The organism is Nocardia aurantiaca (assembly GCF_009708175.1).
GTDB lineage: Bacteria > Actinomycetota > Actinomycetes > Mycobacteriales > Mycobacteriaceae > Nocardia > Nocardia aurantiaca.
In genome coordinates this window covers 144714-157251 of the sequence record NZ_WMBB01000009.1, presented here as the reverse complement: position 1 = coordinate 157251, position 12538 = coordinate 144714, and the positions used below count along the sequence as shown (strand labels likewise).

At 68.2% G+C, this 12538-nt stretch carries 12 protein-coding genes; 1 reads left to right on the top strand and 11 read right to left on the bottom strand.

Annotation, left to right across the window (positions count from 1 at the left end):
• Window positions 1-62: 62 nt before the first annotated feature.
• Both GLP40_RS20210 and GLP40_RS20205 read right to left on the bottom strand, forming a co-directional pair.
• Window positions 63-1184 (bottom strand): DUF5685 family protein, encoded by a 1122-nt coding sequence (locus GLP40_RS20210; RefSeq protein ID WP_328290434.1) that lies wholly within the window; start codon window positions 1182-1184, stop codon window positions 63-65.
• A gap of 96 nt (window positions 1185-1280) precedes the next feature.
• Window positions 1281-2135, bottom strand: coding sequence for a LysR family transcriptional regulator (locus GLP40_RS20205; RefSeq protein WP_154789517.1), 855 nt, complete (start codon window positions 2133-2135; stop codon window positions 1281-1283).
• A 109-nt stretch (window positions 2136-2244) separates the two neighbouring features.
• Here GLP40_RS20205 and GLP40_RS20200 point away from each other — a divergent pair, with 109 nt between their 5' ends.
• Window positions 2245-2961 carry an SDR family oxidoreductase gene (locus GLP40_RS20200; protein WP_154789516.1) on the top strand — a complete coding sequence of 239 codons (717 nt, stop codon included), beginning with the start codon at window positions 2245-2247 and terminating at the stop codon, window positions 2959-2961.
• Between the two features lie 7 nt (window positions 2962-2968).
• Here GLP40_RS20200 and kstD read toward each other — a convergent pair whose 3' ends face one another.
• The 9 genes from kstD to rapZ all read right to left on the bottom strand — a co-directional run bounded on the left by kstD (window position 2969) and on the right by rapZ (window position 12506).
• Window positions 2969-4648 carry a 3-oxosteroid 1-dehydrogenase gene (gene kstD / locus GLP40_RS20195; RefSeq protein WP_154789515.1) on the bottom strand — a complete coding sequence of 560 codons (1680 nt, stop codon included), beginning with the start codon at window positions 4646-4648 and terminating at the stop codon, window positions 2969-2971.
• Window positions 4649-4702: 54 nt separating this feature from the next.
• Complete coding sequence (locus GLP40_RS20190; protein ID WP_154789514.1) at window positions 4703-5296, bottom strand: TetR/AcrR family transcriptional regulator; 594 nt, start codon at window positions 5294-5296, stop codon at window positions 4703-4705.
• Window positions 5297-5660: 364 nt separating this feature from the next.
• Window positions 5661-6089, bottom strand: a complete 429-nt coding sequence (locus tag GLP40_RS20185; protein ID WP_154789513.1) for a nitroreductase/quinone reductase family protein — start codon at window positions 6087-6089, stop codon at window positions 5661-5663.
• Window positions 6090-6205: 116 nt separating this feature from the next.
• Window positions 6206-6991, bottom strand: coding sequence for a triose-phosphate isomerase (tpiA, locus tag GLP40_RS20180; RefSeq protein ID WP_154789512.1), 786 nt, complete (start codon window positions 6989-6991; stop codon window positions 6206-6208).
• Window positions 6992-8257: a phosphoglycerate kinase gene (locus tag GLP40_RS20175; RefSeq protein ID WP_154789511.1), complete on the bottom strand. Its 1266-nt coding sequence runs from the start codon at window positions 8255-8257 to the stop codon at window positions 6992-6994. It lies immediately after the preceding gene.
• A gap of 6 nt (window positions 8258-8263) precedes the next feature.
• Window positions 8264-9283: a type I glyceraldehyde-3-phosphate dehydrogenase gene (gene gap / locus GLP40_RS20170; RefSeq protein WP_328290433.1), complete on the bottom strand. Its 1020-nt coding sequence runs from the start codon at window positions 9281-9283 to the stop codon at window positions 8264-8266.
• Window positions 9284-9496: 213 nt separating this feature from the next.
• Window positions 9497-10480, bottom strand: coding sequence for a DNA-binding protein WhiA (whiA, locus tag GLP40_RS20165; protein WP_120736392.1), 984 nt, complete (start codon window positions 10478-10480; stop codon window positions 9497-9499).
• Complete coding sequence (locus tag GLP40_RS20160; protein WP_154789508.1) at window positions 10471-11529, bottom strand: gluconeogenesis factor YvcK family protein; 1059 nt, start codon at window positions 11527-11529, stop codon at window positions 10471-10473. The genes whiA and GLP40_RS20160 overlap by 10 nt, the downstream gene beginning before the upstream one ends.
• Complete coding sequence (gene rapZ, locus GLP40_RS20155) at window positions 11526-12506, bottom strand: RNase adapter RapZ (RefSeq protein WP_154789507.1); 981 nt, start codon at window positions 12504-12506, stop codon at window positions 11526-11528. Before rapZ ends, GLP40_RS20160 begins: the two co-directional genes overlap by 4 nt.
• Between the last annotated feature and the right edge of the window lie 32 nt (window positions 12507-12538).

Here is a 12538-nt window from a genome sequence, read left to right as displayed (position 1 = left end):
CTCACGGGGAACACCCACGCCGGCGCCGAGGCCGCCGCACCTTCTCGCGGTGACAGCGGAATTCAGCAGTCGCAGCAGGTTTCCTCACAGCAACAACACGATTCCTCGCAGCAGCAGCATCCTTCGCCACAGCAGACGCAGCCCTCACAGCACGGCAGGCAGAAGCCAGCGCGGCGACGCGGAGCGGGCCCGTAGTAGCCGGGCCCCACGCCGTAGCCCGGAGGCGGGCCGTAACCGGGCGGCGGCGGACCCCACGGCCCCGGTTCCGGGCCGCGACGACGCCAGCGGCCGATCGGTGACGTGGCGGTGCCGTGATTCGCGCATGCACGCTCGGGTCCGCCGAAGGCGCGGGTCACCGAGCGCTTCAATTCGTGCTTCAGCAGCTTGTGAATCAGCCGCCCATCGGTGAATTGCACATCGGCCAAAGCCAATTCGATCCCGATCAGGGCATCCGTACACAGCCGTTGCGCCTCGGCGATCCCGGCTCCCGTGGCGGCCAGAGGATTCCACTTGCCGCGCGCGTGATCATCGTCCAGGTCCTCGACCGCGTCCACGAGATGCGCTATGCGGCCGAACAATCGGCCGACCTCGGTCAGCGCCGCCGCATTGCCCGGCCGTCCGGCCAGGATGGCGGTATGACCGAACGCCGCCGCCGTCGCGGTCTCGGTGGGTTCGGTGACCTCGAGCAGCGAGGTGCCGACCACGGCCGCGGCCTCGATCTCGGATTGCCGGTCCACCGCCGTCATCAGGATGCCGGTATCGAAACCCAGTCCTGCGCCGGTGGATTCGCCCTGCCGGGCCCAGCGCTGAGCGATCCGCCGGGCGGCGGGCCGGAATCCGGCCGTGCCCGCCACGCCGTCGTGGTCCTCGACGTGGTCGCGCACCTTGGCGGCGGCCAGAACCAGCGAGACCGTGGCGGCCAGCCGGACGCAGTCGCCGGTGGCGACGTCGGCACGTTTCATGCCGCGCAGCGGACAGGGCCCGGCCGCGCGGCGTGTGGGCGGCGCGGTCGACTGCGCCTCCACCAAGGCCGAGACGATCAGCCCATCGTAATTGGTTGCCATGCGCGCGCTTTGACCATGGTCGTCGCGCAGTGCCAGACACAGTCCGCACAGTTGCGCCAGCCAGGCCCGCCCGAGTTCCTCGCCCAGCCGATGACGGCAGGGGCGGATGATGCCGAACACACCATCGAAGGTAACCGCTCGCGCGGGTTTCGTCGTGCGGAATCGAGATCAGCGCCATCCGATGGCACAGAACGAATATCACTGGGCCGCAACATCTCACTGGACGGCCAGGTCGGCGAACTCCTCGGCGAGCGGGACCGGGCGTTGCGCCGACCACGCCAGGCTCACCTGATTGGGCGCGAGGTCGGGGACCGGGAGATAGGCGATGTCCGGGCGGGTGTAGAAGGTCATGACCGACAGCGGCAGGAAGATGATGCCCAGGCCCGCGGCCACATGCTCGAGCTTCTCCTCCACGCTGTGGAAGACCGGCACGGCCGGCCGGTCCGTGCGCAATTCGCTTGCCACAGCGGTCCATTCGGGGACCAGGGCGGGATCCTGGAGTAGATGCTCGTCGGCGAGATCGGTGACGGCGACGGCCTCCTTGCCCGCGAGGCGATGGTCGGCGGGCAGCGCCACCACCCGGGGCTCGGAGTAGAGCGGGCGGATCGCGAGGCCGCGCGGTTCCACCGGCAGGCGTATGACGCTGACGTCCACGCGGCCGTCGTGCACGACCTCGACCTGGTCATCCCAGTTGGTGCGGACCAGATCGACGGTGAGGCCTGGGTGGCGCTCGGTGAGCGCGCGCACGGCGCCGGTCACCATGAGGCCCGGCATGAAACCGACGGTGAAGGTACGCGTGCCCTCGGCCGCCCGAATCACCCTGCGCTGCAGGGCTTCCGCGGCGGCCAGCAGCGGCTCGGCGTCGATCAGCAGCTGCTCCCCCGCCGCCGTCAACGCGGTCCCCCGCCGATCCCGTGCGAACAGCCGCGCGCCCAGCTCCTCCTCGAGCGCGCGGATCTGCCGCGACAGCACCGGTTGCGCGATGAACAGCCGCTCGGCGGCGCGACCGAAGTGCAGGTGTTCGGCCACCGCCACGAAGTAGCGCAGTTTGCGCAGATCGACATCGCTCATGATGCCTTCAGGGTATTACAGGCGGCGGGATAGGTCTTGGACGGGAACGTGCCGGAGAACCGAAGGTGGACAGGCAATCACGAACAGCCATCCCCCGAAAGGAAATCCGATGTCCCTCGACGGACAGCACGTCGTCATCCTGGGCGGCACCTCCGGAATCGGCTATGCCGTGGCGGCGGCGACCGCCGCACAGGGCGCGAAGGTCACCGTCGTCTCCAGCCGCCGGGACAGGGTGGACCGGGCCGTGGCCGGACTCCCGGCCGGAACGAGCGGCGTGGTCGCGGATCTCAACGACATCGCCCGGATTCGGTCGGTGTTCGATGAGCTCGGCACGCTCGACCACCTCGTCTACACCGCCGGCGAGCCGCTGCTGCTCTCGCCCGTCGCGGATCTGGATCTGGAGGCCGCCCGGACGTTCTTCGAGCTGCGCTACTTCAGCGTGCTCGCGGCGGTCCAGGCGGCGGCTCCGCGTCTGCGGGCCGAAGGGTCGATCACCCTGACCACCGGAACCGCCGGGCCGCGCCCGCTGCCCGGTTCCGCGGTCACGTCCAGTGTCTGCGGTGCGGTGGAGGCGCTGACCCGGGCGCTGGCGGTGGAACTCGCCCCGATCCGGGTGAACGCGGTCATGCCCGGTGTCGTCCGCTCCCCGCTGTGGAACTTCCCCGACGATCTGCGCGACCGGTTCTACTCCGACACGGCGGCCGCCACCCCCTTGCGACGCATCGCGGAAGTGGACGATATCGCGCGGGCCTTCGTCTTCTTCCTCGCCCAACCCCACGCCACCGGCTCGGTGCTGCCCCTCGACGGCGGCGCGGTGCTGGCCTGATCGCTCGCTACCGCCGGGCGGCGTGCCGCGCCGCCAGGTAGGCGAAGACCATTGCGGGTCCGATGGTCGCGCCGGGACCGGCGTAGGTGTGGCCCATGACCGGGGCGCTCGCATTGCCCGCCGCGTACAGGCCCTCGATGACCGAACCGTCCTCGCGCAGGACGCGGCCGTCGACATCGGTGAGCAGGCCGCCCTTGGTACCCAGGTCGCCGGGCACCAGTTTCGCCGCGTAGAACGGACCCGTGTCCAGCGCACCGAGATTCGGGTTCGGGCGGTTGCGCGGATCGCCATAGTAGTTGTCGTAGGCGCTGTCGCCGCGGCCGAAGTCGAGATCGGTACCGGCGGCGGAGAATTCATTGAAACGCGTCACCGTCGCCCGGAGTTTCTCGACCGGGACACCGATCTTCTCGGCGAGTTCGGGGAGCGAGTCGGCGCGCGCGAGCGCGCCGGACTTGAACCACCGGCCGGGCAGGGCTTGGCGGGGCGGGATGCCCGCGAACTGATAGCGGTTGCGGTACCGCTGGTCGAAAATCAGCCAGGCGGGCAGGTTTTCGCCCGGTCCCTCGCCCTGGCCGTGCTCGCCGCCGTACATGCGATGGGTGGCCTCGACGTAGGGCAGGCACTCGTTCATGAAGCGCTCGCCGCGATCATTGACCACGAGACTGCCGGGCAGGTTGCGCTCGGCCAGGCAGAACCAGGCCTCGCGGGGCAGCGGGATGGACGGACCCCACCAGGCGTCATCCATGAATTCCAGTGCGGCGCCGACGGCCTGGCCCGCGCGAATGCCGTCACCGGTATTGGCCGCCGCGCCGACGGTCCACTCGGTGCCGATGGGTTCGCGCTGGTACTGCTTGCGCATCACCTCGTTGTGCTCGAAGCCGCCGGCCGCGATGACGACACCGCGCCGCGCGGTGAGTATCCGCTCCTGCCCGTCGCGCAGCACCACCGCGCCGGTCACCCGTCCGTCCTGGGTGCAGAGCTCGATCAACGGAGTGCCCAGCCACAGCGGCACATTCGCCGCGAGCAGGCCGCCCCGCAGCATGGCGCTCAGCGCCTGGCCGCGGGCGAGCACACGGCGGCGCAGAACGGTCGCCGCCAGCCATCGACCGGCGATGCCGAGCGCGGTGAGCGGACTCCGTGGGTTGCGTAATCCCAGGTGCAGCTGCCGGAATTCGGCCGCGGTGATGACGACGTTCTTGGGGGCCTTCGCGTAATCGGCCTCCAGCGTGTCCAATTCGGCGCCGAGGCCCTCGGCGTAGTAGGGCACGGGCTCCACGGATCGGCCATGCGCACGACCGCCCGGAGCCTCCGGGTAGTAGTCGGAATAGCCCGGCACCCAGCGCATCCGAAGCTGCGCGTGCTCTGTCAGGAAGTCGAAGGCCTCGGGGCCACGGTCGAGGAAGGTGTCGATGCGTTCGGGGTCGACGCCCGGTCCGACGATGTGCTTCAGGTAGGTCCGTGCGGACTCGAGGTCATCGGCGGGCGCTTCGCGCCGGAGTACCGCGTTGCCCGGAATCCACACGCCGCCGCCCGATCGGGACGTGGATCCGCCCCATCTCCCCGCCTTCTCGACAACGACCGTCGACAGTCCCAGGCGAGCGGCGGTCACCGCGGCGGTCATGCCCGCCGCACCCGACCCCACGACGATCAGATCGAACGTCTCGGCAGTTGCCCTGTCGTGCTGCATGTTTCCCCAATCCAGGTGTTCTGTTGTAGCTATCTGCCCGCGTGCCAACGGCTTTCAGCCGTGAGGCCGCCAGCGATCACCGACCACGGCGTCGAGCGCACCCTCGACGCACACCGCCAGCGACATTTGCGGCCGCGCCGAATCACGCAGCCACTGCAGATATCCGAACTCCGCCGCCGCCAGCATGAGATGTACCAGCAAACCCGGAGTGCTGTCCTGCCGCGCGTCTCGGCCCATGCGCTGCGCGACCAGCTCGACCAGGCGCGTCCGATGCTCGGGGGTGATCAACGCCACCCGCTCCAGCAGGTGCGGCGCGGTACGGAAGGCGGCCCGCCAGTGCTCGAGCTCCTCGGGAGCGAGCGCGGTGGACCGCGCCAGAATCGACTGCGCCAGAGCCACATCCGCGGGCTCATCCGGGGCTCGCTCCTCCAGCAGCGCCACGATCCCGGTGCCGCCCTCGCGGACCGGATCCAGCAGCAGATCCTCCTTGCTCCGGACGTGCCGGAAGTACGTGCTGGCCGACACGCCCGCGGCGGCGGCGATCTGCTCGGTCGTCACCTCCCCGAAGCCCTTCTCCGCGAACAACTCGTATGCCGCCCGCTGAATTTCGCCCCGAATCTGCTGGCGCTGCCGCTCTCGCAATGACATTCGTCGCCTCCTTCATTACAGCGAGTATCTGCCTAGATGACAGTTACTGTCAAGAAGGGATTAGTTGTCATTACGGAGGAGGATGTCCCAGATAGAATCGCTCCGACGCTTCCAGCCGAATGTGCGCCAACGACTCACCGCCGACTCCCTCACGGCCGCAACAGAACGCAGGAACGGGCGCGGCCGGGATCAACCAGCCGCGCCCGCGTGACTACCGGAGGTCGGATACCGCGCGAAGCGTCATCTCGACCATATCCATGACCACCGGATCGATCACGTCGATGCGTTCACCCTGCGCACGGACACAATTCGTGAGGCCATGACCTCAGCGCACGCTCCGCGCGCGAGATCCATGCACGAATTCTCAGTCCCGACGTAGTGCGAGCACGGGGATGACGCGGATACCCGCGGTCTTCTCGGCGTACTCGGCGAAACCCGGATAGCGGCGGGCCTGCTCGGCGTAGACGCGGTCGCGGTCCGCACCGGTCACCTCGGTGACGACGACCGGATAGGTCTCGGTGCCGATCTCGACCTCGGCCTTGCCGGCAGCGGTCAGGTTGTAGTACCAGTCGGGGTTGGTGGGTGCCCCCGCCTTGGAGGCGAAGATGTAGACAGTGGCCGGGTCCCGATCGTCGGCCAGGTACATCATGGGCGTCACCAGCTCACGGCCGGTCTTACGGCCGCGGTGGTGAACCAGGACCATCGGCGCGCCCTCGAACGGACCGCCCACCCGGCCCTCGTTGGCCCGAAACTCGTTGATGATGTTCGTATTCCAGTCGCTCATACCGATCATTCTTCTGTATGACGACGGGCCGCCGACGAGAGCACCCCGCCGCGACGTCATCCGCTCGCGCACAGCGAAAGAGCCGGGCATCCGATCGGATGCCCGGCCCTCGGCTACGGAAACCGTTACGGCAGGGGACCGCCGGCGGCGATCGCGGAGAGGGTGGCGAACTCGTCACCCTTCAGGGACGCGCCGCCCACGAGAGCGCCGTCGATGTCGGTCTGGCCGACCAGCTCGCCGACATTCTTGGCGTTGACCGAGCCGCCGTAGAGGACTCGGACACCGGCCGCCACTTCGGGATTCGCCAGTTCGGCGAGTTCCTTGCGAATGGCGCCACACACTTCCTGCGCATCGGCCGGGGTGGCGACCTTGCCGGTGCCGATGGCCCAGACCGGCTCGTAGGCGATAACGATCTTCGAGATCTCCTCGGCGCTCAGGCCCTTCAACGAGCCGCGGAGCTGTTCGAGGTTGTACTCGACGTGGGTCTTGGTCTCGCGGACGCCCAGGCCCTCACCGATGCAGACGATCGGGGTGATGCCGTACTTGAGCGCCTGCTTGGCCTTGGCCAGCACGGTCGCATCGTCCTCGTTGTGGTACTGACGCCGCTCCGAGTGACCCACCACGACGAAGGTGCAGCCCAGCTTGGCCAACATCGAGCCGCTGATCTCGCCGGTGTAGGCGCCCTCGTCGTGGGTGGACAAGTCCTGGGCACCGTAGGTGATCAGAAGGCGGTCACCCTCGACCAGCGTCTGCACGCTGCGCAGGTCGACGAAGGGCGGGATCACCGTCACGTCGACCTTGTCGAAGTACTTCTCCGGCAACGCGAATGCGATCTTCTGCACCAGAGCGATGGCCTCGAGGTGATTGAGGTTCATCTTCCAGTTGCCGGCGATCAAAGGCTTACGTGCCATTCAGCGGCCCTCCAGCGCAGAGTCTTCCAAGACGCTGAGCCCGGGAAGTTCCTTGCCCTCCAGGTATTCCAGCGACGCGCCGCCACCGGTGGAGATGTGCGAGAAACCGTCGTCGGGCAGACCCAGGCTACGGACGGCCGCGGCCGAGTCACCGCCACCGACGACCGTGAACGCGCCCTTGGAGGTGGCCGTGGCGATGGCCTCGGCGACACCGCGGGTGCCGGCCGAGAACTTCTCGAACTCGAACACACCCATGGGACCGTTCCAGAACACCGTCTTGGCCTCGGTCAGCAGCGCCGAGAAGCGGTCCACCGAGTCGGGACCGATGTCCAGACCCATCCAGCCGTCCGGAATCTCGTTGGCGGCCACCACCCTCGAATCCGCGTCGGCGGCGAACTTGTCGGCCGCCACGATGTCCACCGGCAGGTGGATGACGTCGGCATAGGTTTCGAGCAGCTTCTTGCAGGTGTCGATCATCTCCTCCTGCAGCAGCGAGGCGCCCACCGAAAGGCCCTGTGCCGCAAGGAAGGTGAAGCACATGCCGCCGCCGATGACCAGCGTGTCGACCTTGGGCGCGAGCGCCTCGATGACCGCCAGCTTGTCGGAGACCTTGGAACCGCCGAGCACCACGGCGTACGGGCGCTCCGGGTTCTCGGTGAGCTTCTTCAGCACCTCGGTCTCGGCCGCGACCAGGTTGCCCGCGTAGTGCGGCAGCAGCTTGGCCACGTCGTAGACCGACGCCTGCTTGCGGTGCACCACACCGAAACCGTCGGACACGAACGCGCCGTCGTCGCCGACCAGCTCGACCAGAGCGCGGGCGAGCTTGGCCCGTTCCGCGTCGTCCTTGCTGGTCTCGCGCGCGTCGAAGCGAATGTTCTCCAGCAGTAGCACATCACCGTCGGTGAGGCCCTCGGAGCGGGCGAGCGCGTCCTGGCCCACCACGTCGCCGGCCAGCTGGACATTGCGGCCCAGCTCCTCCGACAGCCGCGCCGCGACGGGCGCGAGGGAGAGCTTGGGATCCGGCTCGCCCTTCGGACGGCCGAGGTGCGCGGTCACGATGACCTTGGCACCGGCCTCGGCCAGCGCCTTGATGGTCGGCGCGGACGCGATGATGCGGCCCGGATCGGTGATGACGCCGCCGCTTGCGATCGCTTGCGGGTCGCTCGAAGCCGGGAAGTCGAGGGGGACATTGAGGTCGGAGCGCACCAGCACGCCCCGCCCCTCGACACCCTCGTTCAGCAGATCCTGGAGTGTCTTGATCGTCATCGGCGCTTAGAGGGACTTGCCGACGAGACCGACGAGGTCGGCGAGACGGTTGGAGTAGCCCCACTCGTTGTCGTACCACGAGGCGACCTTGACCTGGTTGTCGATGACCTGGGTCAGCGGCGCGTCGTAGATCGAGGAGTGCGGGTCGGTCACGATGTCGGAGGAGACGATCGGATCGACGTTGTACTTCAGGATGCCCTTCATCGGGCCGTCGGCGGCGGCCTTCATGGCGGCGTTGATCTCGTCGATCGAGGCGGCCTTGGCCAGGTCCACGGTCAGGTCGGTGAGCGAACCGGTCGGGACCGGCACGCGCAGCGCGTAGCCGTTCAACTTGCCGAGCAGCTCGGGCAGCACCAGGCCGATGGCCTTGGCGGCGCCGGTGCCGGTGGGCACGATGTTCAGCGCGGCGGCACGGGCGCGACGCAGATCCGAGTGCGGGCCGTCCTGCAGGTTCTGGTCCTGGGTGTAGGCGTGCACGGTGGTCATCAGGCCGCGCTCGATGCCGAAGGAGTCGTTGAGCACCTTGGCAATCGGGCCCAGGCAGTTGGTGGTGCAGGACGCGTTGGAGATGATGTTCTGCGAACCGTCGTACTTGTCGTCGTTGACGCCCATCACGATGGTGATGTCCTCGCCCTTCGCGGGGGCGGAGATGATGACCTTCTTCGCGCCGGCGGCCAGGTGGCCCTTGGCCTTGGTGGCGTCGGTGAAGATACCGGTGGACTCGACGACCACGTCGACACCCAGGTCACCCCAGGGCAGCGCGGAGGGCCCCTCCTTGATGGCCAGCGCGGTGACGCGCTGATCACCAACGACGATGGTCTCGTCGCCATCCAGGGAAACGTCCTGCGGCAGGCGACCGAGGATCGAGTCGTACTTCAGCAGCGTCGCCAGCGACTTGTTGTCGGTCAGGTCGTTGACCGCCACGATCTCGATGTCGGTGGTGCCGAGGGCCTTCTGCGCCTCGACGGCTCGGAAGAAGTTTCGCCCGATGCGGCCGAAGCCGTTGATACCTACCCGGACAGTCACGTTTTCGCTCCTCAGCTTCGCGGATCGTTTCCGTTGCGTCGTTAACCCTAGACCTGTAACAGAAACATCACGGACACACCCCCGCCACGGTGAACTACGAAACGTTCACTTTCGTCACGAACGACCGGAAGCGCCGCGACCCTTAGGGTTGCGACGCTTCCGGATGAAATCACCGGCGCGGTGATAATCAGTTTATGCGGCGGCGTGCGGGTTTCACGCCTCTTCGAGCAGCTCTGCGGTGACAGCGCTTTCGGTGTCGGGCACGCCGAGTTCCTTGGCGCGCCGGTCCGCCATCGACAGCAGCCGCCGGATCCGGCCCGCCACAGCGTCTTTCGTCATCGGCGGATCGGCCAGCTGGCCCAGCTCCTCCAGGGAGGCCTGGCGGTGCAGCACGCGCAGCTTACCGGCGGCGGCCAGGTGGTCGGGCACATCGTCGCTCAGTATCTCGAGCGCGCGCTCCACGCGGGCCGCGGCGGCCACGGCCGCCCGGGCCGAGCGCCGCAGGTTCGCGTCGTCGAAATTGGCCAGCCGGTTGGCGGTCGCCCGGACCTCGCGGCGCATGCGCCGCTCCTCCCAGGTGAGCCGGGTGTCCTGCGCACCCATGCGGGTGAGCAGCGCGCCGATGGCCTCACCGTCGCGCACCACCACACGATCGGTGCCGCGCACCTCGCGTGCCTTGGCCGAGATGCCCATGCGCCGCGCGGCGCCGACGAGGGCGAGCGCCGCCTCCGGCCCGGGGCAGCTCACCTCCAGCGCGGAGGACCGGCCCGGCTCGGTGAGCGAGCCGTGCGCGAGAAACGCTCCGCGCCAAGCGGCTTCGGCATCGCCGATGCTGCCGCCCACCACCTGGGCGGGCAGTCCGCGCACCGGGCGGCCGCGCACATCCAGTAAACCGGTCTGGCGCGCCAGCGCCTCACCCTCCTTGGAAACCCGTACCACGTACCGGGAGGTTTTCCGGAGTCCACCGGCACCGAGGACATGCACGTCCGAGCCGTAGCCGTACAGCTCGAAGATCTCTCGACGCAGCCGACGCGCTATGGAACCCATATCCACCTCGGCTTCGACGATCACTCGACCGCCGACGATGTGCAATCCACCGGCGAACCGCAGTAGCGCGGACAATTCCGCCTTGCGCGAGCTCACCTGTGATACAGAGAGTCGGCTCAGCTCGTCCTTCACTTCCGCTGTCATCGCCACGAGACGCGCTCCTTTCCACCCAACCCGGACCGCACACGTTGGCCCATATGCCGTCCTTCGACTCGAAGCCCTGCCAATTCCGGCCGAGGTTGCCGGATCACCTGATCCAGTGCGGCGGCAAGCTTTCCGGGGTGGTGCCGGTCCGTCCCCGCCTCGGCGACATCAGCGAAGGTTACTCGCGCACGCAGCTGTTCGGCAGCTCTTGCCAGATGTTCGCGTTCCCTACCCTCGGGTACGGAACCGGAGTCCACCACAACGTGGTCGACTGTGAAATCCGGTGCGTGCTGGGACAATACATGCAGGTGTCGTTCGGCGGAGAATCCGGCCGTTTCGCCCGGTTCGGCAGCGAGGTTGAGCACCAGCACCTTCCGTGCCCGCGTATACAACAGCGCTTCGTGCAATTCGGGCACCAGCACATGCGGGATGACACTCGTGAACCAGCTGCCGGGCCCCAGCACCACCACGTCGGCGTGCTCGATGGCCGAGGTCGCTTCGGGGCAGGCGGGCGGATCCGAGGGGATCAGGCGCACCCGGCGCACCTTGCCCGGGGTGGTCGCCACCGCCACCTGACCGCGGATGCAGCGGCTCACGCGCGGATCGCCTTCCAGCCCAGAGACATCCGCCTCGATGGTCAGCGCGATGGGCGACATGGGCAGCACGCGGCCGGTAATGCGCAGGATCCGCCCGGCCTCGTCGAGGGCCGCGACCGGATCGCCGAGCTCCTCGGTGAGACCCGCCAGAATCAGATTGCCGACCGAATGCCCGGCCAGCGCCCCGGTACCGCCGAAGCGGTGTTGCAAGGTTCGCGCCCAGATGCCGTCGGCCTCTTCGGCCAAGGCCGCCAAGGCCATTCGCAGATCACCCGGGGGCAGCATGCCCAATTCGGACCGGAGCCGCCCCGAGGAGCCGCCGTCGTCGGCGACCGTGACCACCGCGGTGATCTTGCGCGTGAGCCGCCGGACGGCGCTCAGCGTCGAATACAGGCCGTGGCCACCACCGAGCGCCACGATGGCCGGATTGGTGGTGCGGCCGGAGTCGGTCTCACTCATTCCCGCCCCAGATCCCGATGGACCACGCGCACCACGTCACCCGCGTCGTTGTCCGCGAGGGCGTCGCCCAGCGCCTCCGCTATCGCCACGCTGCGGTGCTTGCCGCCGGTGCAGCCCACTGCCACGGTCATGTATCGCTTCCCCTCTTGGCGGTAGCCCTCGGTGGTCAGGTCGACGAGATGCCGCGCGGTGCCCAGGTAGTCCTGGGCGCCCGGACGCGACAACACATACTCGCTGACCGGGGCGTCCTGTCCGGTCTTTTCGCGGAGTTCGGAAATCCAATGTGGATTCGGCAGGAAACGCAAATCGAACACCATATCGGCGTCGAGCGGGACTCCGTACTTGAAACCGAACGATTGAACGGTCAGCTGCAGCACGGTGGCGGCGTCTCCGCCGTACACCTCCTCGAGCTTTCGGTGCAGCTGGTGGATGGACAGCGCGGTGGTGTCGATGACCACGTCGGCGGCCGTCTTCACCGGGTCCAGGCGCTGCCGCTCGGCGGCGATGCCGGCGGTCAGCGTCCCGTCGGCGCTCTCGCTCTGCAGCGGATGGCGGCGGCGCGCGAAGCCGAAGCGGCGGATCAGCACATCGTCGGAGGCCTCCAAGAACAAGATGCGGGTGCGCACGCCCGCGGCCCGTAGCTGCTCGCCGACCACGGCGAGGTTCCCGGTGAAGAAGCGGTTGCGCACGTCCATGACGAGCGCGAGTTTGCGGATGGGGGGTTCGGCGCCGCGGCCGAGATCGACCATGCGAACGATCAATTCGGGTGGGAGGTTGTCGGCCACGTAGTAGCCGAGATCCTCGAGCACCCGGGCCGCCGTGCCGCGCCCGGCGCCGGACAGGCCCGTCACGATGACGACCTCGACCGGTGCCGAATCGGATCCGGACCGCCCGCGGCGAGTGGTCGACTGGGAGTCGCCTGTATCGGTTGCCTTGCTGTTTCCAGCCGTATCAGTACTGGCTTCGACGCGCGTCATGTCCTACCGGTTCGTAGCTGGGGTTCCCTCGA

Bases quoted from the DNA above. Each gene is read 5' to 3' on its own strand.
- GLP40_RS20160 (WP_154789508.1), bottom strand. From the start codon at position 11,529: ATGAGTGAGACCGACTCCGGCCGCACCACCAATCCGGCCATCGTGGCG.
- GLP40_RS20190 (WP_154789514.1), bottom strand. From the start codon at position 5,296: ATGTCATTGCGAGAGCGGCAGCGCCAGCAGATTCGGGGCGAAATTCAG.
- rapZ (WP_154789507.1), bottom strand. From the start codon at position 12,506: ATGACGCGCGTCGAAGCCAGTACTGATACGGCTGGAAACAGCAAGGCA.
- kstD (WP_154789515.1), bottom strand. From the start codon at position 4,648: ATGCAGCACGACAGGGCAACTGCCGAGACGTTCGATCTGATCGTCGTG.
- tpiA (WP_154789512.1), bottom strand. From the start codon at position 6,991: ATGGCACGTAAGCCTTTGATCGCCGGCAACTGGAAGATGAACCTCAAT.
- GLP40_RS20185 (WP_154789513.1), bottom strand. From the start codon at position 6,089: ATGATCGGTATGAGCGACTGGAATACGAACATCATCAACGAGTTTCGG.
- GLP40_RS20175 (WP_154789511.1), bottom strand. From the start codon at position 8,257: ATGACGATCAAGACACTCCAGGATCTGCTGAACGAGGGTGTCGAGGGG.
- GLP40_RS20205 (WP_154789517.1), bottom strand. From the start codon at position 2,135: ATGAGCGATGTCGATCTGCGCAAACTGCGCTACTTCGTGGCGGTGGCC.
- GLP40_RS20200 (WP_154789516.1), top strand. From the start codon at position 2,245: ATGTCCCTCGACGGACAGCACGTCGTCATCCTGGGCGGCACCTCCGGA.